General features: G+C 59.8%; 19 protein-coding genes. 3 read left to right on the forward strand and 16 right to left on the reverse strand.

Annotated elements, in window-relative coordinates; genetic code table 11:
* Positions 1 to 31: 31 nt before the first annotated feature.
* From AC1DSG_RS01595 to AC1DSG_RS01670, 16 genes are all read right to left on the reverse strand, one after another.
* The gene (locus tag AC1DSG_RS01595; RefSeq protein ID WP_477789275.1) at positions 32 to 916 is read right to left on the reverse strand and encodes a glycosyltransferase; all 885 of its coding nucleotides are present in this window, start codon (positions 914 to 916) and stop codon (positions 32 to 34) included.
* Positions 913 to 2,067, reverse strand: coding sequence for a glycosyltransferase family 4 protein (locus AC1DSG_RS01600; protein WP_477789276.1), 1,155 nt, complete (start codon positions 2,065 to 2,067; stop codon positions 913 to 915). Before AC1DSG_RS01600 ends, AC1DSG_RS01595 begins: the two co-directional genes overlap by 4 nt.
* Entirely contained in the window at positions 2,064 to 3,506 is a 1,443-nt protein-coding gene (locus tag AC1DSG_RS01605; protein WP_477789277.1) for a PIG-L deacetylase family protein, read from the reverse strand. The genes AC1DSG_RS01600 and AC1DSG_RS01605 overlap by 4 nt, the downstream gene beginning before the upstream one ends.
* A gap of 8 nt (positions 3,507 to 3,514) precedes the next feature.
* Positions 3,515 to 4,411 (reverse strand): antimicrobial resistance protein Mig-14, encoded by an 897-nt coding sequence (locus AC1DSG_RS01610; protein WP_477789278.1) that lies wholly within the window; start codon positions 4,409 to 4,411, stop codon positions 3,515 to 3,517.
* A complete protein-coding gene (locus AC1DSG_RS01615) occupies positions 4,411 to 5,541 on the reverse strand; it encodes a glycosyltransferase (protein WP_477789279.1) in 1,131 nt (376 codons plus the stop codon). The genes AC1DSG_RS01610 and AC1DSG_RS01615 overlap by 1 nt, the downstream gene beginning before the upstream one ends.
* Positions 5,525 to 7,282, reverse strand: a complete 1,758-nt coding sequence (locus AC1DSG_RS01620) for a carbamoyltransferase family protein (protein WP_477789280.1) — start codon at positions 7,280 to 7,282, stop codon at positions 5,525 to 5,527. Before AC1DSG_RS01620 ends, AC1DSG_RS01615 begins: the two co-directional genes overlap by 17 nt.
* A 172-nt stretch (positions 7,283 to 7,454) precedes the next feature.
* On the reverse strand, positions 7,455 to 7,790 hold the full coding sequence (locus AC1DSG_RS01625) for a YceK/YidQ family lipoprotein (RefSeq protein WP_477789281.1): 336 nt from the start codon (positions 7,788 to 7,790) through the stop codon (positions 7,455 to 7,457).
* Positions 7,791 to 7,937: 147 nt separating this feature from the next.
* Positions 7,938 to 9,389, reverse strand: coding sequence for a lipopolysaccharide kinase InaA family protein (locus AC1DSG_RS01630; protein ID WP_477789282.1), 1,452 nt, complete (start codon positions 9,387 to 9,389; stop codon positions 7,938 to 7,940).
* Entirely contained in the window at positions 9,389 to 10,141 is a 753-nt protein-coding gene (locus AC1DSG_RS01635; protein WP_477789283.1) for a lipopolysaccharide kinase InaA family protein, read from the reverse strand. Before AC1DSG_RS01635 ends, AC1DSG_RS01630 begins: the two co-directional genes overlap by 1 nt.
* A complete protein-coding gene (locus AC1DSG_RS01640) occupies positions 10,138 to 10,872 on the reverse strand; it encodes a lipopolysaccharide kinase InaA family protein (RefSeq protein ID WP_477789284.1) in 735 nt (244 codons plus the stop codon). The genes AC1DSG_RS01635 and AC1DSG_RS01640 overlap by 4 nt, the downstream gene beginning before the upstream one ends.
* On the reverse strand, positions 10,872 to 11,678 hold the full coding sequence (gene rfaP, locus AC1DSG_RS01645; RefSeq protein ID WP_477789285.1) for a lipopolysaccharide core heptose(I) kinase RfaP: 807 nt from the start codon (positions 11,676 to 11,678) through the stop codon (positions 10,872 to 10,874). Before rfaP ends, AC1DSG_RS01640 begins: the two co-directional genes overlap by 1 nt.
* Positions 11,675 to 12,799 (reverse strand): glycosyltransferase family 4 protein, encoded by a 1,125-nt coding sequence (locus AC1DSG_RS01650; protein WP_477789286.1) that lies wholly within the window; start codon positions 12,797 to 12,799, stop codon positions 11,675 to 11,677. The genes rfaP and AC1DSG_RS01650 overlap by 4 nt, the downstream gene beginning before the upstream one ends.
* The gene (waaC, locus tag AC1DSG_RS01655; protein WP_477789287.1) at positions 12,799 to 13,860 is read right to left on the reverse strand and encodes a lipopolysaccharide heptosyltransferase I; all 1,062 of its coding nucleotides are present in this window, start codon (positions 13,858 to 13,860) and stop codon (positions 12,799 to 12,801) included. Before waaC ends, AC1DSG_RS01650 begins: the two co-directional genes overlap by 1 nt.
* Before the next feature lies 1 nt (position 13,861).
* Entirely contained in the window at positions 13,862 to 14,896 is a 1,035-nt protein-coding gene (gene waaF, locus AC1DSG_RS01660; protein ID WP_477789288.1) for a lipopolysaccharide heptosyltransferase II, read from the reverse strand.
* A 176-nt stretch (positions 14,897 to 15,072) separates the two neighbouring features.
* Complete coding sequence (gene glnE / locus AC1DSG_RS01665) at positions 15,073 to 18,012, reverse strand: bifunctional [glutamate--ammonia ligase]-adenylyl-L-tyrosine phosphorylase/[glutamate--ammonia-ligase] adenylyltransferase (RefSeq protein WP_477789289.1); 2,940 nt, start codon at positions 18,010 to 18,012, stop codon at positions 15,073 to 15,075.
* Positions 18,009 to 18,401 (reverse strand): hypothetical protein, encoded by a 393-nt coding sequence (locus AC1DSG_RS01670; RefSeq protein WP_150782383.1) that lies wholly within the window; start codon positions 18,399 to 18,401, stop codon positions 18,009 to 18,011. Before AC1DSG_RS01670 ends, glnE begins: the two co-directional genes overlap by 4 nt.
* Here AC1DSG_RS01670 and aceE point away from each other — a divergent pair.
* The 3 genes from aceE to AC1DSG_RS01685 all read left to right on the forward strand — a co-directional run bounded on the left by aceE (position 18,396) and on the right by AC1DSG_RS01685 (position 24,670).
* On the forward strand, positions 18,396 to 21,041 hold the full coding sequence (aceE, locus tag AC1DSG_RS01675; RefSeq protein WP_477789290.1) for a pyruvate dehydrogenase (acetyl-transferring), homodimeric type: 2,646 nt from the start codon (positions 18,396 to 18,398) through the stop codon (positions 21,039 to 21,041). The genes AC1DSG_RS01670 and aceE overlap by 6 nt on opposite strands.
* Before the next feature lie 11 nt (positions 21,042 to 21,052).
* A complete protein-coding gene (gene aceF, locus AC1DSG_RS01680; protein WP_477789291.1) occupies positions 21,053 to 23,005 on the forward strand; it encodes a dihydrolipoyllysine-residue acetyltransferase in 1,953 nt (650 codons plus the stop codon).
* 270 nt (positions 23,006 to 23,275) lie between these two features.
* A complete protein-coding gene (locus AC1DSG_RS01685) occupies positions 23,276 to 24,670 on the forward strand; it encodes an alkaline phosphatase D family protein (RefSeq protein WP_477789292.1) in 1,395 nt (464 codons plus the stop codon).
* Positions 24,671 to 24,748: the final 78 nt, after the last annotated feature.

Genomic DNA, 24,748 nt, shown 5'->3' on the forward strand with positions numbered 1-24,748 from the left:
GCCTGCTGCTACAAAGCGCAACCAGGCAGGGTCAGCCTTTTTCCAGCGGCGAGAAGTACAGCCGCCCCAGACCGCGCCAGGTCTTCTTGTTCCAGGCCTTGAACGGGATCTGCGCCAGCAGTTCTCGGGCCAGCTTGCGGTCACGGTTGGCGGTCTTGAGGAACATTGAGCTGAGGAACTTGTAGCGAACCTCGTCGTACAGCGGATGATCGCTGAACAGCGCGTAGGTACGCAGGATGCTGTCGATCATGAAGCGGTGGTTCTTGTAAGAGTTGGTGGCGTGCTTGCGATAGCGCGCCATCAACACATTCAGGCCATCGATAAAGTAACCGGCATGGGTCACTTTCAGTTCGATCAGCAAATCTTCCAGACGAATGTTCGGATCGAACCCACCCACTTTGTCCAGCGCTTCCCGACGGATCATCAGGGTCGGAGCGGGCGGATAGGGTTTACGCTCCAGAAACATGTCATCAAAGTCCAGACGACGAAACGGCACATCGCGGCGCTGACGCTTCTCCGGGTACAGGTTACCGTCGGCGTCGATCAGCTCGATATTGCCGGCGCAAATACCCACCTCGGGCTTGCCATCCATGTGCGCCACCTGAGTGGCGATGCGCTCTGGCAGCATGATGTCGTCAGAACCAAACGGCACGATCAGGCTGCCGCTGGAGCGAGCAATGGCACCGTTGAGCGTATTGGTCAGGCCCTGATTCTGCTGAACCCGAAAATCGAATCCATATTGCGCCTGCAGCACTTTGATGCGTTCGACGCTGTCGTCTTTGGAACCGTCATCGACCACCAGCAACTCGATGTTCTTATAGGTCTGGTTGAGGACGCTGAGAATGCTTTCCTCGATGTAGCGAGCGTGGTTGTACGACGCGATGATGACCGTGACGAGAGGTTGCGCGGCGCTCATGGTTGTTCCTTGCGGGCCTGTTCCAGGCCGGAGTCGATCAGATTCAGGTATTCCTGCCGGAACACCTCGATGTCGTGTTGTTCCTGGAGATAACGGAAGGCCTGCTCGCCCTTGGCCTTGAGTTCGTCATCCGACAGCCCGAGGTAGTTATCCAGCGCTGCGACCAGGCTCGGAACATCCTTGGGTGTAATCGCCAGTCCGCCCGCCCCTTCAATCAGCGGCAGCATAGCGGGCACGTTGGAGGCGATCACCGGCAGATGACCGCTCATGCCTTCGAGCAGCGCCAACCCGAGGCCTTCCGCCAGGGACGGCATGGTCCAGATGTCGAAGGCGCGAATGTACTGCAAGGCGATTTCCTTGAAGCCCAGCAAGTGCGCGCGGTCGGTCAGGCCCAGGCGTTCGATCTCAGCGTTCAGGCGCGATTCTTCGCGGCCGGCACCGATGATCGCCAACTGGGTGTTCGGGTACTTGTCCTTGAGCGCGGCAAATGCCTGCAACAGATAAGTGTGGCCCTTGACCGGTACAAGACGCCCCAGAGCGCCAATCAGGCGCACCGACGGATCGATACCCAACAATTCACGGGCACGCTCGCGGCTGTGCTGCAAACCTTCGGCCTGCTCGATGTCGATGGCGTTGGTGATCGCGTAAGTATTTTGATCGGTAAAACCGCAGTCGCAGTCCAACAGGTATTGTTTCACCGCCGGCGATACACCGACAAAACGCCAGTGACGATCGATCAGGCGCTGGGTCTGGCGACGCCGGTAGAACCGGTCGTACTCACCAAAACCGTGGGAAATACCGATGCACAGGGGCACTTTCAACCAGCGGTTAAGCGTCAGCATCATGTTCACGGGTTTGAAGCGGTTACAGATCACCACGTCGAATTTTTCCGCGCGGCAAAATTTGTACAGCGTCCACATCGCCCGAAGACGCATGCCCTTGAGGGACTTGTCGGAAAACTCGAAGTACACCGAACGGTCGGCCCGGCTTATAGCCTCACCCGCCCCGGGCTTGCCACGAAGGAATGCCGCCGTCACTTCGTAGCGATCACCGGGTAGCGCCTTGACGATCTGCTCCGCGAGGTCGGCAAAATCATGGGCTTTGACGTTGTAGTCAGGCTGCAATTGCAGAACCTTTAGCCGCTGGCTCATAACTCTCCCCGCTGAGAAGCGTTTGTAGGTGTGTGCTTGAGTATCCACAAAAGCTCGTGACGCCGAACGGCCTTGCGAAAGAATTCGTTCTCGCCGTAGGCCGGCGGCCTGCGCTTGGCCAGTAGCCGCTGGATCAACCGGCGCAGGCGTCGCTTGAACGGCATTGGCGGTTGCAGGTCATGCATCATGCCCAGCGCCATGGCTTTGTCGCGCTGAAGCTCCAGCGACAGCGGCAGGCAGCAAGGCTGCATAGGCGTCGCCGGGTCGAAGGCTGGCGGCAATGCGATGCCATGACCGGCATCGCCCATTGGCCAGCGGTCGTTGTCGTGCAAATGGTTGGCGTAGCCGAGCAGTGTGGTCGGCTGCCATTCCAGGCCGTTCAAGGCTTCGAGAACCGCTTGTTGGGCACAGATATGATCGGGATGCGGATCGAGGGTCGGGTGCGGCAGTACGATCACGTCAGGGCGCGCACGCAGCAGTACTGCACGCAGATCGGCCAACAGGTTGTTCCAGGTCGGCGCACCATCGACATCGCCCGGCAAGGCAAATGGATTCAGCTGGCGAAACAGGCGAGTGTCGCTCAAATCCGCTTCTCGCGAAGCGACCGGTTGCGTCGGCGCGGCCTGCATCGCCGCCAGTTGCAGGCAAAAATAGCCCAGCTGCAGGCAATGAGCCTGCGGCACGCCAGCCCAACGCGGCACCGCGATGCTGTCCCAGGCGCGCAAACGGCCCTTGAGTCGCGCTGCCTCGACCTTGTTCAGGCCGATCTGCTGGTAATGTTCGGCTTCGATTTCGCCGGCCGTCAGTGTCACGATCCAGGCTTCATCGGCCTGGCTGTACAAGCCATAGGCAGCCAGTTCGGCGTCGTCGGCATGGGGCGCGATCACCATCACCCGTTGCCGGCGGAAGTCGGGGTGCTCCAGTGCCCACAATATCGGCTCGCCGAACAGGCGGCAGTAGTGTCCACGCAGGCGCAATTCACCTCGTGACAATACTTGCGCCTGACCGCTGAGATTCAGGTAACGCAGGCCGTTGACGCCGCGTTCAAACGTTAGTCGGTCCGGGTTGTCCCCCCCCGAAAGCTCCACCACCGGGTCGATAAAGCGCCCCAGCCAGGTGCTTTTCACCCGTAGCGCCAACACCAGCGTGGCGTCGTCGACCAGCATCACGCCTTCGTCCAGGCGCAAGCGCTCGCCGTCCAGATGCACCTTGGGTTGTGGGGTGTAAGGCGGGAAGCTGTATTGGTAATCGTCCTTGGGGGAATAAAACAGGTGGTCGGCGAACCAGGCCTCGTGGGCAATCCAGCCCAGTACCGCCAGTACCGGCGGCAACCACCAGGCCACCAGCACGCCGATGGCAATCAACAGCATCAGCGCGATCAACAGGCTGATGCGTTTGTTACGCCGGTGGCGCTTGAGCAGTTGCTGTTTGCGGCTCATGGGTTCACTCACACGGTAAAAACCGGCACAGGATTGCACCAGCGGTCCTTGTATTCCCGGTCGGCACGACCGAAGGAAAACCGCAAAGGCTTGTCGAGGGCGCGAGCGTGTTCCCAGGCACTTTGGGTGTTGAGAAAACTCAGCACGCTGCCCGGACTGAACTCGCGGGTTTCGGGATCGACGCCACCGTTGATGTATTCAACGCTGATCCATTGCGGCGCTTCGACGCGGTAGACCAGTTGAGTGGCGATCGGGGCATCGTTGAGGAAGATCACCGAGCCGATCAGCAAGTCGCGCAGCAGTTCGATCACCTCGCCCATGCGCTCGGCACCCGTGGCCGGGAAACCCCAACGGCGCTGGAACAGGTCGCAATAAATCGCCGCCAGCTCAGCACTGGAAAACTCGGCAACCGGACGTACAACGCCACCGGCTTCTTCCAGCAGACGCAATTCACGGCGCTGGTTGTAGCGGAATTTTTTCGACAGTTCTTCGGGCGTGCGCGCCATGGCCAGTTGTTCGGCCTGCAGCTTGATATCGGTGAATCGGCCTTCGCTCAGCGCCGACAAATAACGTCCGCGATGGCGCAGCGCTGCTTGTGCATCGGCGGCAGCCGGCAGGATCACCTCGGCATTGCCGAGGTCGAACAGGCCTTTTTTACCACGGCGCTTGAGCACGTCTTTGGACAGCGCCAGGTCGCGCCCCCAGGTCGGGATGGCGGCTTTCACTTCACCGTTCTGCTCCCAGGCCAGGTAACGCACCGGGATCTCGGCCAACTGCGCCAGGCGCTCGACCACCATGGGATGCGTCGCAACACTACCGCCAAATCGCTGCCAGGCCTGTGCATAAGTCGAGGCGTCGACCAGCGTCCAGCCACGTTCGCGCCAGCCTTGAAATCGGTTGAGCATCAGCCCCTCGGTGCCAGTTCTGTGACGTGTGGCAAATGCCAGAAAGCATCGCGTACCGCGCGGTCGGAGAAATGTTCACGCAAGCGGTCGAGCATCATCTCGGCACACTGGTGACGTTGTTGCTCGTCCATTGCGGCCAGATGTTGCAGCCCTTGCGCCAGACGCTCGGCATCGCCCAACGGGAACAGAATGCCGACCCCTTCAACGACTTCCCTGGCACCACCGCAAGCCGTCGCGAGCAACGGCACGCCGGCGGCCATGGCTTCCAGTAGCACCATGCCGAAAGGTTCGTGGTCCGAGCTCAGGGCAAACACATTGAAGGCACGGAAATAGCGACGGGCGTCCGGCACTTGACCGAGGAACAGCACCCGATCACCAATGCCCAGTTCGCGGGCCAGTTCCTTGAGGTCCTGTTCCAGCCGACCGCTACCGAGAATCACCAGTTGGCTGTTGGCCGGCAATTGCGGCAATGCCAGGGCAAAACCGTGCAACAGCGTGGTCTGGTCCTTGTCCGGATGCAGCCGCCCGACGTTGCCGACAATCCAGGCATCCGCTGACAGACCCAGGGTTTCCCGGGCTTCGCGAGCCGAGACCTGACTGGTCTGCATGGCCGGCACATCGATACGGTTATAGAGCGTCTGAATCCTTCCCGCCGGCCATTTCGGCAGGCAACGGCGCATGTCGTCACGCACCGCATCGGAGACCCCGAGCAGACTGAGGCGCTTGCGGAAAATATGGGCGAACAGTTTGCGAGTGCCGCGCTGGTAATCGCCAAACGCGTGATGCACACCAATGACCGGCAGCGAGGTGCCGAGCAAGGCGATGTAGATCGGCTTGAAACGGTGGGCAATGCAGAAGCTGAAATTGCGCGAGGCGGCGATCTTGCGCAGATCGCCGATGGCGCCCAGCTTCAGACCACGAATGGCCTTGGAGCTGTATTCCATGAAGAGCACTTCATCGGAAGCGCAGCCCGCAGCGACGTCGCTGTCGGCGGCCCCGGTCAGAAAGACCGTGGTCACTCGATAGCCAGTCCCCGCAAACAGGCTGGCGTACTGCCGGGCACAGTCCAGAAACGGGCCGTCATAGCCGTGACAGAACTGCAGCACATGGCGTTCAGCCGAGCGAGTCATATGCGTCCGCGCCCTCTTTAACCACCAGGATGTCTTCCATGATCAAGTACTGTAGATCGGAACCGAAGAACATGTTCAGGGCATCGGTCGGCGAGCAGATCATCGGCTCGCCACGACGGTTCAGCGAGGTGTTCAACGACACGCCGTTGCCGGTCAGCACTTCCAGCGCTTTCATCATGTCGTAGTAGCGCGGGTTGTATTCGCGCTTGAGCACCTGGGCCCGGGACGTACCGTCTTCATGGACGACTTCCGGCACGCGGGTCTTCCACTCCTCCGCCACTTCAAAGGTGAAGGTCATGAACGGCGCCGGGTGATCGATCTTGATCATCTGCGGGGCAACGGTGTCGAGCATCGACGGGCAGAAAGGCCTCCAGCGCTCGCGGAACTTGATCTGGTGGTTGATGCGGTCAGCCACGCCAACGGCGCTCGGGCAACCGATGATCGAGCGACCGCCCAAGGCACGCGGACCGAACTCCATGCGCCCCTGGAACCAGGCCACCGGGTTGCCGTCGACCATGATTTTGGCGATGTTTTCCGGCATGTTGTCGAGCTTGCGCCAGACCGGTTTGCTAGGGTGACGGGCGCAGGCAGCGAGCACGTCTTCGTTGGTGTACGAAGGGCCGAGGTAGACGTGTTCCATCTTCTCGACCGGCACACCACGGGCGTTAGACACATACGCCGCCGCGCCGACCGCCGTGCCGGCGTCGCCGGATGCAGGCTGCACGAACAGCTCCTTGACGTCATCGCGGGCGATGATTTTCTGGTTCAGCTTGACGTTCAACGCACAGCCGCCGGCGTAGGCCAGCTTGCCGGTTTCCTTGAGCACGTCGCCCAGGTAGTAGTCGATCATCTGTAGCGAAATTTTTTCGAACAGCGCTTGAATGCTCGCGGCGTAGTGGATGTACGGCTCGTCGGCGATGTCGCCTTCGCGCTTCGGTCCCAGCCACTCGATCAGCTTCGGCGAGAAGTAGTAGCCTTTGCCCTTCTCTTTGTAGCGACGCAGGCCGATGACGTTGGCGTATTCGGTGTTGATTACCAGCTCGCCGTTTTCGAACGAAGCCAGGCGCGAGAAATCGTATTTGCTGGCGTCGCCGTACGGCGCCATGCCCATGACCTTGAACTCACCGTCGAGCATATCGAAACCGAGGAACTCGGTGATTGCGCCGTACAGGCCGCCGAGGGAGTCCGGATCGAAGAATTCCTTGATCTTGTGGATCTTGCCGTTTTCGCCGTAACCGAAGAAGGTCGTGGCGTACTCACCCTTGCCGTCGATCCCCAGGATCGCGGTTTTCTCTTTGAAACCGGAGCAGTGGTAAGCACTGGAGGCGTGGGCCAGGTGATGCTCGACCGGCTCGATCTTGATTTTCTTCGGATCGAAGCCCAGTTGCTCGAGGCACCAGACAATCTTGTTGCGATAGCGCTTGTAGCGGCGGTTGCCCATCAGGATCGCGTCAAGGGCGCGGTCCGGAGCGTACCAGTAACGCTTGGCGTACTGCCACCGAGCCTTGCCGAACAGGCTGATCGGGGCGAATGGGATCGCGACCACATCAACGTCGGATGGCTTGATGCCCGCCTGTTCGAGGCAGAACTTCGCCGATTCGTAGGGCATGCGGTTCTTTGCATGTTTATCGCGCACAAAGCGCTCTTCTTCAGCCGCCGCGACCAGCTTGCCGTCGATGTACAAGGCTGCGGAAGGATCATGGCTAAGGGCGCCGGACAGGCCAAGAATCGTCAATGCCACAGGGGTCTAGCCTCTTTAGTCTGCATGCAGGCGACAAGCGCCTCGAAAATTAATGTGCCCTCGCAAGCGGCGAGAGACAGCTAAAGGGCGGGATTATAGCGTAAAAGCAGCGGCAAGCCTCTAGCGTCAAGCGGCAAGCTCACGCGTTGACAGTAGAAAGACCTCGACATAGTTACCTGCGGCCTAACTGACCATAAATACTGAGATTGCCTTCGGTGGTCTGGCGGTAAAGGGTATAGGGCAGGCAAACCGTGTCGAGGACACCGGACAAGGCCAGGTCCACCAATACGAAGGATGCGAGGTAGCCGCCGGGTTCAGGCGGGGCATTCAAGTAGCAGAAATCATAGGCCAGGCCGCTGTAAATGCGCGGGATGGACTGGCAGTAGGTTTTTTGTTTTCTGAGACTTCGCGCCGCGTCTTCGTCTTCCTGAAAAACCGTAAGAGCGGTTCCGCAGCCGGTGAGCGCCAATGAGAAAGTGCCCAACATAACAGCCATTTTTATCGTCAAGATCTGCCCTCCGTGAACGTCAGGCAAACTAGCATCGTGGCTATTCAGGGCACAGTTCATGGGTTCTGCAGATCATGTAGGACAGTTCACAAGAACCTGTCCTCTAGATCTCGGGCGACTTGCCCGCGATAGGACCGAAGGTCCGATTCAGGCAGCGCCGGAGACCTCCTTGGGAAGTCGCTGATCAATCACCTGATACAGCGCACTACTCTCCGGCCAGTTACGCATAAACCGCGCCCGGTCCCGCGCATACGCCGGGGCAAAGCTGCTCACCGAGGCATGCTGACACATCGAGTCCAGATCAATCAGCGCCCAGCGATCGTCCTGCCAGAACAGGTTGTGGCCCTTGAAGTCGCCATGGCTGATTCGCTCGCCAATCAACTCCGCAAACAAATGATCCAGCGCCAACAGCTCCGCCTCAGGAGCGTCGCCGCTTTCGACGTAAGGCGCGAAGCGCTCGATGATGTCCGGCCCCGGCAGATACTCGGTCACCAGATACGCTCGACTGCGCAGCCAGAGAAAACGCGTCTCCAGCAACGCCAACGGCTTGGGCGTGGCAATGCCGAGGAACGCCAGGCGATTGCCTTCGTGCCACGAGTGCCAGGCACGGCTCGGGCGCCAGAAGYGCTTGAGCCAGTGCGCAAAACCCTTGATGTTGTAGCGTTTGATCACCAGCGCCCGACCATCAACCTCGACCTTTCCTACACTCGCAGCGCCACCGGTCTTATACAAATGACCTTGATCGAGCAACACGTCGGCCTGGGCCAGCACCGGCAACATTGCCGCTTCTTCCTCGCGACGAATCGCGCGCAAGGCAAACGCTCCGCGCTGGACGCTGAACAGCGTGCATTCGCGGCCAACCTTGATCAGGAAGTCCTTCAAGCGCCAGGCGCGAACTTTGTCGATCTGCGTCTGCAAGGCTTCCATCGGCAGGGCGTGCTCGCCGTTGCTCAACAGGTAATACACCAGCAATTCTTCAATGAACGGTTCCAGCGTCTTGGGCAGCTGCGCAAAAAACACGCCGAGGTTTTCCAGGACTTTGTTTCGTGACAGCGGCTGTCCCGGCGTTTCCGCACAGACGCCGCCACCATCGATCAGGTACAACCGACCGCGCTGGCGCAACAGGTTGTCCAGATGCAGGTCTTCCTGCCAGAGCCCCTTGCGATGCATTTGCCCGATAGCACCCAACGCCTCGGCCAGCACGGCGCCTTGCATATCCGCCAGCACCGGCAAGTGTTCGACTTTTTTCCAGGTCTCCCCGAGGCTCTCGGCGTCTTCGAGGAAATCGAACAACAACCAGCCGCCCTCGCCTTCCTTCAGCCCATCGGCCAGTAATTGCGGCGTGGTCAGGCCTTGATCGGCGAGCATGCGCACACCGTTGAGCTCACGCTGAAAATGCCGCGCAGCCTTGCTGCCCACCAACAATTTGGCCAGAACAGGACGGCCGCGCCAGACGCCAGCGCCGACGTAACGCTGTCCCGGCAAGACTCGCAGCAAACTGAGCAGCTGCAATTCGGCGGGGCCGGCGGCATCGGCCAGCGAAATACTCATCGGCAGGCTCGGGCTGCGACCGGCGCCTTTCAGTTCGGACAAACGCATCAGCGCTTCTCCTTGTGACTGCGCCGCGCAGTCAGACGCGAGATCCAACTGTCCACCAGCGAACTGTCCTGCGGTTGATCGACATAGACCGCCAACATCTCGCGCAACTGCGACTCGGTCCACTCCGGCGCGCGGCGTAGTAACGGTTCCAGGTCCTTGACCCGGTCACGTTGACCGAACAGCAGCGGCCGGGTTTTTTCCAGGTCGATCAACTGCGCCTGATAACCGTCGCCCTTGGCTTGCAGAAAAATATGCTTGGGATAGAAGCAGCCATGAACCTGACGCACGCTATGCAGCCGTCGCGCCAGAACACCACAGGCTTTGAGAATGGCCGTGTGCTGCGACTCGCTCAGGCTCGACCAGCGCTGCAACAGTGAATCGAGATCATCCCAACCGTCCAGCGCGCGGGTCAGCAGCACCGCGCGGACTTCACCGTTGACTTTGCGCTCACCAAAAAACACCGCTTGCAGCGCCGGTATGCCCAGCTTTTGATAACGGCTGATGTTGCGAAACTCACGGGCAAAACTCGGCTCACCAAAGGGCGCGTGAAAGGTACGCGTCAGGTAGTTGCTCTGGCGCTTGAGGTAGAAGCCACGACCTTCCAGATCCAGCCGAAACACGCTGCTCCAGCCACCGCCAACGGTGTTGGGCTCATCCACGGCGTCGAGCTGTTTGGCCCAGAGCGCATCGAACGTGCCGAGGCCATGGCGCTCAAGCAGCGCACGGTCTTCAGCGGCCAGAAAATCAGTCATTCGCGTCCCTCGAAAAATCTCACCACGTGCCGGATCCGTTTCTTGTCGGCGGCATTAAGCCGGTCACGCTGACGATATTGCAGATAAAAGCGCAGGCGCTGGGTGGCCGACAGGTGGTATTTGGCCACCTTGTCGAGGCAGGCCAAATCTTTGGTGATCCGGTATTTAAGCCAGAAGCCGCGCCAGAAATCACCATTGGGGCAATCGATCAGGAACAGCCGGGCTTGATCATCGATCAGCAGATTGCGCCACTTCAAATCGTTATGCGTGAAACGATGGTCGTGCATGGTCCGGGTGTAACCAGCCAACTGCCGGCTGACCGTGTCGACCCAGGCGCGGTCCGACAACTTGGGATCGAACCGTTCAGCGAGGGCCGACAGGTCTTCAGTATTCGGCAGTTCGCGCGTGATCATCGCCCCACGATCGTAGGCCGCGCCGCGCCGCTCCAAACCCCAGGCCACCACTTCAGCGGTGGGAATGCCCCACTTGGCGAAGCGTTTGAGGTTCTGCCATTCGGCCTTCACCCGGGGTTTGCCCAGGTAACGGCGCAGGCCTTTGCCGGCACCGGTGTAGCGTTTGACGTAATAGTTGACGCCGTTGCGATTGACGCGGATGACCTCGGACAACAGGTCATTGGTCAGCCGCTCACCCTGCAGCGCAAACACCGCTTCAAGACTGCCGAAATCCTCTGCCAGATCGCTATAAGCGGGTTCCAGTTTCCAACCCGCCATCAGAGTGCATCCCCATATCGCTGTTTACGGTCATAGAGTTTATTGGCCTTGCCCTCAAGCCAGGCGAGCAGCGACGCCTCTTCGCCCAAAATCTGACGCAGCGGCTGCTGGAAATAGCCCTTGAGAAAACGCAATTTGTCGCGCCGGGTCAGGCCAATGTCCAGGGCCGAGAAGTACAGCGCCGCCAGATCTTTGTTGCGCCAGCGCCGGGTGATCGCCGGGCGGGTCTGGGCACGGTGCAGGTCGATCACCGAGAGTTTGAAATCGTCGGCGGTCACCGGTTTGTCGGTGTGCAGCAGGAAGTGGCAAATGTAGCAGTCGCGATGGTTGACCCCGGCGCGGTGCATCATGCCAGTCATGCGCGCGACTTCGGCAATCAACGCCCGCTTGAGCGCAGGCGTAGGCGGGTTTTTGATCCAATCAATGCTGAAGTCTTCGAGGCTGACGGTCGGCGCCAGTTCTTCGGTGACGATGAAGGAGTGCTGGTCCGCCGGATTGCTGCCCTTCTCGCCGTAAGCGACAGCGGTCATGGTCGGCACTCCGACTTCTTTCAGGCGCTGAATGGCCTTCCATTCCTGGCCCGCGCCGAGGACCGGCAGCTTGGCCGTCAGCAGGTTCTTGAAGATCTCGCCCCAGCCGATGCCACGGTGAATCTTCACGAAAAAACCATTGCCGTTCACTTCAGTGCGCAAGGTGCGGCGCGCTTCCAGTTCACGGTAAACCTCGCCTTCGAGACCTTCGACTTCGGTGAACGCATCGCGTCCGGCCCAAAGGCTCTTGAACGGTTCAGCCAGCATCAACTTCATTGACCGTRCTCCGCCAGAATCACATCGGCCGCGTGCTGCGGCATGCTGTAGAGGTCGGCCGTCTCGGCGAAGGCCAGACCGTTGCGGCTCCAGGCCGCCCGTGCCTGAGCGTCGTTCAACATGCCGGTCAGATACTGAGTCAGTTGCGCCTGGTCGAACGGTTCGTCCAACACCAGCCCGGCGTCGGCCTCGGCGATGTAGTGGGCATAACCGCACACCGCGCTGACCAACACCGGCAGCCCGGCCACCAAGGCTTCGAGCAACACGGTCCCGGTGTTTTCGTTGTACGCCGGGTGGATCAACAGATCGGCACCGAGCAGGAAACGCGGGATATCGCTGCGACCCTTGAGGAACGTCACGTTGTCGCCGAGCCCCAAGGTGGCGCTCTGCATCTGGAATAATTTGGGGTCATCCTGGCCAATTACAAACAGCCGGGTACGCTTCTTCAGATCAGCGGGCAATGCGGCCAGCGCCTTGAGGCTGCGATCCACACCTTTGGTCTTGAACCCGGAACCGATTTGCACCAGCAGCAGTTCATCGTCCTTGAGGTTGAACTCGGCACGAAAACCGGCACGAATCTCGGCGGCATTGGCCGGCGCACGACGATCCTGGGAGATCCCCGGTGGGAGCAAATGAAAACGTTCCAGCGGCGTGTCGTAATGTTTGATGAACAGTGGCTGCTGCACTTCGGAAATCATCAACACTTCGGTCTTGGCGTCCCTGGCGAACACCGCGCGCTCGTATTCGGCGAAGTGACGGTAGCGGCCCCAACGGCGGTACAGCGAATGACGCAGGTTTTGCGCCTTGTCTTCGAAGCAGCCGTCGGCGGCGTAGTAAACGTCCAGGCCCGGCATTTTGTTGAAACCGATCAGGCGATCCACCGGACGCTTGGCCAGATCCGCTTCCATCCACTCGCTGAGCTTTTCATTGCGCCGATGGTTGAAGAAGGCCTTGACCGGCGCCACCAGCACTTCGAAACCCGGCGGAACGTCGCCCTCCCAGATAAGCGTGTAGACGCGAATTTGATGCCCGCGCTGCTGGCATTCCAGGGCGATGCGCATGAAGTCACGCTGCAAGCCGCCGAATGGAAAATACTTGTACAAAACGAATGCCAATTGCATCAGCGCAGCTCCTCAGCCAGTAACAACGTGCTCAGTCGGGTCGCGACACGCTCGGGATTCAGACGCGTGAAGCACAATGGCCACTCGCGTTTCAGGTCAAACTGACGGGCATCCTGTTCCGTCGGTTGGTACGTACATTTTTTCTGCAGGCAAGGTGCGCAGGGGRAGTCGCTGGCGATGTGAATCTGCGATTTACCATAGGCGCCGGTCAGGCCCGGATTGGTCGGCCCGAACAACGACAGGGTCGGTACATCGAGCGCGGCGGCCAGATGGCCGAGGCCTGTGTCCACGGCCACGCAAGCCTGTGCGCCGGCCAGCACCTTGCCGACACCGGCCAGGTTCAGCTTGGGCAGTACTTCAACGTGACGGAAGCCGGCGGCGATGCGCTCGGCCCGGGCTTTCTCGATTGGATTGCCCCACGGCAGCTTCACAGCAACGCCGAGATAACCGACGCGCTCGGCCAGCTCACGCCAGTAGGCTTCCGGCCAGTGTTTGGTGTCCCACGTGGTGCCATGCAGGAACAGCACGTACGGATTTTTGCGCGGCAGTTCCACCAGGCGCTCGACGTTCAGGCCGTAATCGCCCAGGCCTTTTGGCAAGTCGTAGCCCAACGCCAGAGCGAACAATTGACGCACCCGCTCCACCGCGTGTTGTCCACGGCCCACCGCCAGGCGACGGGAGTAGAAACGTGCAGCCATCGGCTCACGCGCCGAATTCTTGTCCAGCCCGGCGACCGGCGCCTTGACGTAGCGCGTCAGCCAGGCACTTTTCAGCAGGCCCTGGGCGTCGATCACCAGATCATATTTTTCGGCGCGAACGCTTTGTTTGAAGCGCTTCCACTCGCCACTCTTGATGGTTTGCCAGATGTTTTTGCGCCAGCGGCGGATCGCCACCGGGATCACCTTGCCCACGGCCGGGTGCCAGGTCGGGATCTCGGTAAAGCCTTCTTCCACCACCCAGTCGAACTGGATGCCGGGGATCGCCCGCGCCGCGTCGGTCAGTGCCGGCAGCGCGTGAATCACGTCGCCCAGCGAGGAAGTCTTGATCAGCAGAACCCGCAAACTATTTGACCTCGACCACTGTGCCCTGCAACCGCTGCAAGGCTTCGTTCACGGCTTGCGGCATGAGCTGGCGCAAGCAGTTGTAATGTCCGAAACGGCACGTGCGATCGAAGCAGGGGCTGCATTCGATGCCCAGGCGAACCACTTCGACATGCTCGGCCAACGGCGGGGTGAAACCCGGCGACGTCGAGCCATAGATCGCCACCAACGGGCGGTTCAACGCGGCGGCGACGTGCATCAGACCGGAGTCGTTGGACACCACCGCGTCGGCACAGGACATCAGGTCAATAGCTTCGGCCAGCGAGGTGCCACCGCTGAGGTTGACCGCCTCTTCCCGCAAACCGGGTATCAGCCGCGCACGGATGTCTTCGCCCACGGCGTGATCGTTTTTCGAACCGAACAACCAGACTTGCCAGCCTTCGCGAATCTTCGCTTCGGCGACCTTGGCGTAATGCTCGGACGGCCAGCGCTTGGCCTCACCGAACTCCGCGCCGGGGCACAGCACCAACACCGGACGGTCGAGGGCCAGACCGAATTTAGCCAGCGTCGCTTCGCGGGTGACCGGGTCGATCTGCAAGCTCGGGCGTGGATAAGGTGTCGGCAGTTCGGCGCCTGGCTCGTACGCCAGGGCCATGAACCGCTCGATCATCAGCGGATAACGTTCTTTGTCCAGCGTGCGCACGTCATTGAGCAGGCCGTAGCGGAATTCGCCACGCCAGCCAGTGCGTTTCGGGATGCTGGCGAAGAATGGCACAAGCGCCGACTTCAGCGAATTGGGCAGCAAAATCGCCTGGTCATATTGGCCGGCAAGGGATTTGCCGATGCGCCGACGGGTCGCCAGCTCCAAGGCACCGTGGCCGAGCGGAAAGCTCAAGGCCTGCCGGACTTCGGGCATGCGCTCCAGGATCGGCCGGCTCCACTCGGGGGCCAGGACGTCGATTTCGCATTGCGGGTGGCGCTGTTTGAGACTCTGAAACAGAGTCTGCGCCATCACCATGTCACCGACCCAACTGGGCCCAACGATCAGAATTTTCATGTGGTTTCCAAAAACGAACCGGGGAGGCATACGCCTCCCCGCCTCGAGAATTCTACAAGACACTGCAGATCTACTGCGGGAGCGGCGTGACAGTCAGCATACAGGCTGGATGTGACGGCCTCTTCGCGAGCAGGCTCGCTCCCACATTGGGTATTAGGTGTTACAACTATCCTGTTTCAGCTTAACCCCAGCTCACGCCAGATCCGCATGACCTGTCGCCTTTCATCCGCGAACTGATCGCCTGGTATCACCCCGGCGTCCTTCTGCAAGGCCTGCCGGTGAGCGGCGGCGCGGTAGGCTTTATAGGCCTCGCGCAACAAGCTGGCGTCTTCGGCGGGCATCAGCCCTTCGTTTGCCAGCTCTTCCAGAATGCGGAAATTATCAGACCAGCGCAGCAATGACGGGCACGTTTGGGACCACGCCAAGGCCGCGTATTGCACCATAAATTCAATATCGACGATACCTCCGGCGTCCTGTTTGAGATCAAACGGCGCCGTGGCTTCGAAGGCATTCGCCCCGGTCCCGGCCGCCGTGCTCTTGGTGCCGAGGTTATCGCGCATCTTCGCGCGCATCTCACTGACCTCCTGACGCAGGGTCGCCAGGTCTCGCGGCTTGCCCAGCACCGACGCGCGAACCCGCTCGAATTCCCGACCGACCTCCGCGCTGCCCACCAGCACCCGCGCCCTAACCAGCGCCTGATGCTCCCAGGTCCAGGCCTCTCCGTGCTGATAACGGGCAAATGCACCGATCGAACTCACCAACAACCCCGATGCACCCGAAGGTCGCAAGCGCATGTCCACTTCATACAGCTGACCGGAGTTGGTCTGCGCCGTCAGCAAGTGAATGATCCGTTGCCCCAGGCGGGTGAAAAATTGCGCACCATCGATCGGTTTCGGCCCGTCCGTTTCTGCCAGTGGATCGCCATCGTGGATAAACACCAGATCCAGGTCCGAAATATGCCCCAGTTCCAGCCCGCCGACTTTTCCATAACCGACAATGATGAAGTCGGGATCGCACAATCTACCGTCAGCGCGCGACGGCGTGCCGTACTTGGCCACGGTCTGGCGCCAGGCCAGGGCCAACACTTGTTCAAGAATCGCTTCGGCGAGCCAGGTCAGGTAATCGCTGACTTTCATCAGCGGCAGGCTGCCGGCGATTTCCGAGGCGGCGACGCGCAAGCGGTGCGCCAGTTTGAAATGGCGCAGGGCTTCCATCTGCTGCTCGAGGTCGTCCTCGGGAATCCGCATCAGACGTTCACGTAACTCGGCGGTCAGTTCCGGCGCCAGGGGCGGCTTGAACAGCCGGCCTTCGTTGAGCAACTCGTCGAGCAGCAGCGGGAAGCGGGTGATCTGCTCGGCGATCCACGGACTCGCGGCGCACAAGGTCAATAACCGTCGCAGCGCGCCGGGGTTTTCGGTCAGCAACACCAGATACGCAGATCGACGGGCCACGGCTTCAACCAGCGGCAGCACRCGCTCCAGCACCAGATCGGGATTGGCATGTTCCACGGCCTGGGCCAGCAGGCGCGGAATAAAAGCATCAAGGCGCTCACGCCCCAAACGCTGCATCGCGCGCAACTGCGGACTGCCGCGCAGACCGGCCAAGGCTTTCAGGGCTTTGGTCGCCTCCTTGAAACCAGCCTCTTGCAACTGACGGCAAGCCGCTTCTTCATCTTGAACGTCTTCCCACAGCGGCAACCATTCCCCGCCCACCACCACTTCGCTTACCGTGCCTTCTTCTTCGTCGGGATCAGCGATCACTTGAGCGAAGTGCCAGGCCACGCGGCCGCGCCAATACATCAGCCGCTCATGGAAAGCGTCCCAGTCGGCAAACCCCAACATAAAGGCGATGCGCGCCTGATCTTCTGCGCCATCGGGCAACATCTGGGTCTGGCGATCGGCAATTGCCTGGATCGCGTGTTCGGTGTACCGCAGAAATTCGTAGCCTTCGCGCAATTCGCTGATCACCGCTGGCGGCAAGTAACCCTGACCTTCCAGCGTGTTCAGTACTTTTAATAGGGGGCGTTGTTGCAGGCTCAAGTCGCGACCGCCGTGGATCAGCTGAAAGGCCTGGGCGATGAACTCGACTTCACGAATGCCGCCGGAGCCGAGCTTGATGTTGTCGGCCATGCCTTTGCGCCGCACTTCCTGCTGGATCAGCTGCTTCATGGTGCGCAACGCTTCGATCGCCGAGAAATCCAGGTAACGCCGGTAAACGAACGGGCGCAGCGTCTCTTGCAATTGCGCTCCGGTCACTTGATCGCCGGCCACCACCCGCGACTTGATCATCGCGTAGCGCTCCCAGTCGCGCCCCTGATCCTGGTAATACTGCTCCAGCGCATTGAAGCTCAGGACCAATGCACCGGCCGAACCGTAAGGCCGCAAACGCATGTCGACGCGGAACACGAAGCCGTCGACAGTCATCGGGTCCAGCGCCTTGATCAGACGCTGGCCGAGGCGGATGAAGAACTCCTGGTTATCCAGCGAGCGTTTCACTCCCACGGTTTCGCCGCCCTCGGGGTAAGCGAAAATCAGGTCGATGTCTGACGAAAGATTGAGCTCTACGGCGCCGAGCTTGCCCATTCCGAGGATGACCATCTGCTGCGGCTGGCCACTGCGCCGGCCGGTCGGCACACCGAACTGCTGACAATGACGCGAGTACAACCACTGATAGGCCTGATCGATGCTCGCATCGGCCATGTCCGAGAGGTCGCGGCAGGTCTGGACCAGGTCGGCCTGACGGGTCAGGTCGCGCCAGATGATCCGCACTTGCTGGCGGGTGCGCTGACGGCGCAGGGCGCGGCCGAGTTCGTCATCGGTTTGCGCCGTATTCACCGCCGCCGCAATCTGTCCGCACAGCTCACCGGGGGTAAAGCTGCGGTCCAGTTCACCGGACTGCACCAGCGCCAGCAACATCAAAGGATCACGCACACTTTGCTCAGTCACAAAGTCGCTGGACGCCGTGACGCGGGTAAATTGTGCCCAGCGTTCAGGCGTCCAGGCCGACAGGCCATGATCGTCATCAAGTGCCGCAACGGCGGTACGGAACGACTGCTCGGCGCGGGTGACAAACGGCAGGAGAATGCCAGGCAGTTCGGCAAGCGTGGGAAGGCTCATGGTCTATCCTTGATCGGCGTGGAGACGGCTGCATGTAGTGAATTGTGAAAACCCGCTACCTGAAGGACTGTCGAACAAAAGTTAGAAATAGCTGAAAATTCTTTATTTTTGGCAGCGAACATCAAGCTTTCACCTTTTGTGGTTGGCAAAAGACCAACCTTAACGATTATTCTCACAACGCAGCCGGAGGCCACAAGCCATTCATCTGTAGTTTTACTACTCGTATATACATCCGAAAGGCTGAAATGCCCGAAGATTTGTAGTAAAACTACACGCCGCCGGAACAACCTCTCGGCAATCCAAGAATTTATATCGTCTGCCCACAAGGCCAGTCGCAAACTCAGGCAACCGATTCTGGAAGCCTTTCCGCCCTGGAGCAAGCCATGCAAGACCTCGATCCCGTCGAAACCCAGGAATGGCTGGACGCCCTGGAATCGGTTCTCGACAAAGAAGGCGAAGACCGCGCTCATTATCTGATGACCCGTATGGGCGAATTGGCGACCCGCAGCGGTTCGCAACTGCCTTACGCCATCACCACGCCATACCGCAACACCATTCCCGTTACCCACGAAGCACGCATGCCTGGCGACCTGTTCATGGAACGCCGCATTCGCTCGTTGGTACGCTGGAACGCGATGGCCATGGTGATGCGTACGAACCTGAAAGATTCTGACCTGGGCGGTCACATCTCCAGCTTCGCCTCCAGCGCAACCCTGTATGACATTGGCTTCAACTATTTCTTCCAGGCCCCGACCGACGAACACGGCGGCGACCTGATCTACTTCCAGGGCCACACCTCGCCAGGCGTTTACGCCCGTGCATTCATGGAAGGCCGCATCACCGAAGACCAGATGAACAATTTCCGTCAGGAAGTTGATGGCAACGGTCTGTCGTCCTACCCGCACCCGTGGCTGATGCCTGATTTCTGGCAGTTCCCGACGGTATCCATGGGTCTGGGCCCGATCCAGGCGATCTACCAGGCACGTTTCATGAAGTACCTGGAAGCCCGTGGCTTCATTCCTGAAGGCAAGCAGAAAGTCTGGTGCTTCCTGGGCGACGGCGAGTGCGACGAGCCGGAATCCCTGGGCGCAATCTCGCTGGCTGGCCGCGAGAAGCTCGACAACCTGATCTTCGTCATCAACTGCAACCTGCAGCGCCTCGACGGCCCGGTTCGCGGCAACGGCAAGATCATCCAGGAACTCGAAGGCGTGTTCCGTGGTGCTCAGTGGAACGTGACCAAAGTCATCTGGGGCCGTTTCTGGGACCCACTGCTGGCCAAAGACGTCGACGGCATCCTGCAACGTCGCATGGACGAAGTCATCGACGGCGAGTACCAGAACTACAAAGCCAAAGACGGCGCGTTCGTGCGTGAACACTTCTTCAACTCGCCAGAACTCAAGGCGATGGTTGCCGATCTGTCCGACGACGAGATCTGGAAACTCAACCGTGGCGGCCACGACCCGTACAAGGTCTACGCGGCGTACCACGAAGCGGTCAACCACAAAGAACAACCGACCGTCATCCTGGCCAAGACCATCAAAGGTTATGGCACCGGTGCCGGCGAAGCGAAAAACACTGCGCACAACACCAAGAAAGTCGATGTCGACAGCCTGAAGTTGTTCCGTGATCGTTTCGACATCCCGGTCAAAGACGACGAACTGGAGAACCTGCCGTTCTTCAAACCAGAACCGAACAGCGCCGAAGCCCGCTACCTGAGCGAGCGCCGCACTGCACTGGGCGGTTTCGTGCCACAGCGCCGCGCGCAGAGCTTCAGCGTGCCGACCCCATCGCTGGATACCCTCAAGGCTATCCTCGACGGTTCGGGCGACCGTGAAATTTCCACCACCATGGCCTTCGTGCGGATCCTCGCGCAGCTGGTCAAGGACAAGGAAATCGGCCCGCGCATCGTTCCGATCATCCCGGACGAAGCCCGTACCTTCGGTATGGAAGGCATGTTCCGTCAGTTGGGCATCTACTCGTCCGTCGGCCAGCTCTACGAGCCAGTCGATAAAGACCAGGTGATGTTCTACCGCGAAGACAAGAAAGGCCAGATTCTCGAAGAAGGCATCAACGAAGCAGGCGCCATGAGCTCCTTCATCGCCGCCGGTACTTCGTACTCCAGCCACAACCAGCCAATGCTGCCGTTCTACATCTTCTATTCGATGTTCGGCTTCCAGCGTATCGGCGACCTCGCCTGGGCCGCTGGCGACAGCCGTACCCGTGGCTTCCTGATCGGCGGCACCGCCGGCCGGACCACGCTGAACGGCGAAGGCCTGCAACACGAAGACGGTCACAGCCACATGCTGGCTGCCACCATCCCGAACTGCCGCACCTTTGATCCAACCTACGGCTACGAGCTGGCGGTGATCATCCAGGACGGCATGAAGAAGATGACCGAAGAGCAGCAGGACGTTTTCTACTACATCACCGTGATGAACGAGTCCTACCAGCAGCCAGCCATGCCGGCCGGTGTCGAGGAAGGCATCATCAAGGGCATGTACCTGCTCGAAGAAGACACCCGCGAAGCGGCGCACCACGTTCAGCTGATGGGCTCCGGCACCATCCTGCGTGAAGTCCGTGAAGCGGCGAAGATTCTGCGTGAAGAGTTCAACGTCGGCGCTGACGTATGGAGCGTTACCAGCTTCAACGAACTGCGTCGCGACGGCCTGGCCGTCGAGCGCACCAACCGTCTGCACCCGGGCCAGAAGCCTAAGCTGAGCTTCGTCGAAGAGTGCCTGAACGGCCGTAAAGGTCCGGTCATTGCCTCTACCGACTACATGAAGTTGTTCGCTGAGCAAATTCGTCAGTGGGTCCCGTCCAAGGAATTCAAAGTCCTGGGTACCGACGGTTTCGGCCGCAGCGACAGCCGCAAGAAACTGCGTCATTTCTTCGAAGTCGACCGTCATTTCGTGGTGTTGGCAGCCCTGGAAGCATTGGCTGACCGTGGTGACATCGAACCTAAGGTTGTGGCTGAAGCCATCACCAAGTTCGGTATCAACCCGGAAAAACTCAACCCACTGGACTGCTGAGGAGAGATTCTGTGAGCGAACTCATTCGCGTACCTGACATCGGCAGCGGTGAAGGTGAAGTAATTGAACTGTTTGTGAAGGTCGGCGACCGTATCGAAGCCGACCAGAGCATCCTGACGCTGGAGTCGGACAAGGCGAGCATGGAAATTCCTGCGCCTAAAGCCGGCATCGTCAAAAGCCTGAAAGTGAAGCTGGGCGATCGCCTGAAAGAAGGCGACGAACTGCTGGAGCTGGAAGTCGAAGGTGCCGCTGCGGCGGCTCCGGCGGCTGCCGCTGCGCCAGCGGAAAAAGCCGAAGCGAAACCGGCTGCCGCACCTGCTGCTGCCGCGCCAGCCGCTGCCCCTGCTGCCGCTTCGATTCAGAAAGTGCACGTGCCGGACATCGGTTCGTCGGGCAAGGCCCAGATCATCGAGATCCAGGTCAAGGTCGGCGACACCGTCGAGGCTGATCAATCCTTGATTACCCTGGAATCCGACAAGGCCAGCATGGAAATTCCTTCGCCCGCCGCTGGCGTGGTCAAGGCCATCAGCGTAAAGCTCAACGACGAAGTCGGTACCGGCGACCTGATTCTGGATCTGGAAGTGGCAGGTGCTGCGGCACCGGCTGCCGCCCCGGCCCAGGCAGCTGCTCCGGCACCCGCCGCTGCGCCTGCTCCTGCAGCAGCTCCAGCTGCTCCAGTGGCCGACAGCGTTCAGGACATCCACGTTCCGGACATCGGTTCGGCAGGCAAGGCCAAGATCATCGAAGTCCTGGTCAAGGCCGGCGACACCGTCGTAGCCGACCAGTCGCTGATCACCCTGGAATCCGACAAGGCGAGCATGGAAATCCCGTCGCCTGCCGCTGGCGTGGTGGAAAGTGTTTCCATCAAGCTGGATGACGAAGTCGGTACCGGCGACCTGATCCTCAAGCTGAAAGTCAAAGGCGTTGCGCCTGCTGCGGCCCCGGCTCCGGCCGCTGCTGCACCGAGCGCTCCTGCCCCGGCAGCGGCGGCGCCTGTTGCTTCGGCCGCTGCCGCACCTGTTGCTGCACCGGCCAAGCCGGGCGCCAAGGTTCACGCTGGTCCGGCAGTACGCCAACTGGCCCGTGAATTCGGCGTCGAGCTGAACGCCGTCGGCGCCAGTGGCCCGCACGGTCGCATCCTCAAAGAAGACGTGCAGGTTTACGTCAAAGCGATGATGCAGAAGGCCAAGGAAGCACCGGCCGCTGCTGCTGGCGCAACTGGCGGCGCGGGCATCCCGCCGATTCCGGTCGTGGACTTCAGCCGCTTCGGTGAAACCGAAGAAGTGCCGATGACTCGCCTGATGCAAATCGGCGCGTCGAGCCTGCATCGCAGCTGGCTGAATATTCCACACGTGACTCAGTTCGATTCGGCTGATATCACCGAGCTGGAAGCGTTCCGCATTGCTCAGAAAGCCGTTGCAGAGAAGGCTGGCGTCAAGCTGACCATCCTGCCGCTGCTGCTCAAATCCTGCGCGCATTTGCTCAAGGAACTGCCGGACTTCAACAGTTCGCTGGCGCCAAGCGGCAAAGCGATCATCCGCAAGAAATACGTGAACATCGGCTTCGCCGTCGACACCCCTGAAGGCCTGCTGGTACCGGTCATCAAGAACGTTGACCAGAAGAGCCTGTTGCAACTGGCAGCCGAAGCCGCTGCGCTGGCCGCCAAAGCCCGCGACAAAAAGCTCACCGCTGATGACATGCAAGGCGCCTGTTTCACCATTTCCAGCCTCGGCCACATTGGCGGCACCGGCTTCACGCCGATCGTCAACGCGCCGGAAGTGGCGATCCTCGGTGTTTCCAAGGCAACCATCCAGCCAGTCTGGGACGGCAAAGCCTTCCAGCCGAAGCTGATGCTGCCACTGTCGCTGTCCTACGATCACCGTGTGATCAACGGCGCCGCGGCTGCACGCTTCACCCAGCGTCTGAGCAGCCTGCTGGCGGACATCCGCACTATCCTGCTGTAACACCGGCCGGCCCTCCCTCACCGGAGGGCCGTTCGCGTTCCACGTTTTCCGAGCGCCACGCTCGTACCTCAACCCCGCCAATTTGGCGGGGCTTTTTTTGCCTTCAATAAAGCTTCTTCCTACATTCGTCGCTGATATCGGCCACAACGCAAGTCCACTTCCTCCCGATATTTTTCGCGAGCCAATAACTACGCTTAGTCCGACTGATATTTAATAAAACCGCATCAGTCATTTCTGCTTAGTTAGAAATTACTTCGAATGGATTCGAACATGTTAAAACCAACTGTCGGCCCAATTATTGGCCACACCACAACTAATCACGCGCGCATCTTTCTGCGCGGCGAACTTCAAGATAACTCAGTGGTATTTGCAGGTATTCGTTATCGGCGCCTGGGTGAAGAGCGCTGGTCCCGAGGCGTGTTTGCAAAACTGACGATCTTGCGCGACATGTCCGATGTGATTGCGCTTAATGAACTGTCCAGCGACACCGAGTACGAATATCAGGCTGGCTGGTTCAGCCCGATGAGCCCGGTGCATACCGTGGAGACGATTCAGGAACTACCTCTGCAGTGGCCCAGGGAGATTTACCGGTTCCGCACCCGCTCCAGCAAGGCCGACACACCAAGGGCTTATATAGTCGGTTCGTGCCGCTACCTGCGCATGACGGCGGGCATACCGTCGGCACCGCAACGGGGTGACCGGATTTTTGCTTCGATCACCGATCTGGCGCAGCAGGCAGACCCGCCTGTCAGCGCGATGCTGATGACCGGCGACCAAATTTATGTCGACGACCTGAACCTCATTGCTCCCGACCGGGAATACAAGGAAATACTCAGCAAGTATCGCGCAGCTTTTTCCCAGCCAAACATCACAAAGTTAATGTCCAACCTGTCGACTTACATGATCCTCGACGACCATGAAATAGAAGACAACTGGCCAACCAACGAAAGCAAGGAAGATGCTTATTTATACAAAAACGCCACCGCGGCCTACGAGCTATATCAAGCCAGCCACAGTCCGGCGCATAAACTTCTAGCCGACGGACAAATAGACAGAAAACTTGAACAGTATTGGTATCAGTTCGTCGAAGGCGATATTGAATGGTTTGTCACCGATAGCCGCACTCGACGCAATTTATCGGCCGATGATCGCCGTATCCTCGACGAAGAGCAGGAACAGGCACTGCTCACATGGCTGACCCACAGCCAGGCCCGTGTCAAATTCGTGGTCACCAGCGTGATGTTCTACCCCGACCGCAAAATTCAGGGCGATGACGCCTGGAAAGCCTTTCCCGAACAACGCCTACGGTTGCTGGAAACGATTCGGACGCAGCGCATCAAAAACGTTGTCTTCATTTCCGGCGACGTCCACGGCTCCCTGACCAGCCGCCTGACCCACAGCGAAGACCCGGACTTCGAGGTGCACACCATCGTCTCCTCGCCACTGTGCAACAGTAAACTGCTGCCGTATGCCAAGGCCTCCACGTTCATCCTGGATCAGGCACTAGCGCAAACGACTGCGGGGGAGTATCGGCATGAACTGACCAGCAACGTAGTCAGCCAGGACAATTTCGCCCACTTGATCGTTGATGGGGAGCAGATTCAGGTCAATTACCACGATCGGGATGGCAAGCCATTACAAACGGTCAACATCCCGCTGCACTAAGACAACAAAGGCCAAATGCATTGGTTTTTAGTCGGCGCTGGAGAAAACCTCACGCCTGCCGACATATTCCTATAGCAC

It is taken from the genome of Pseudomonas sp. P5_A12 (assembly GCF_056400685.1).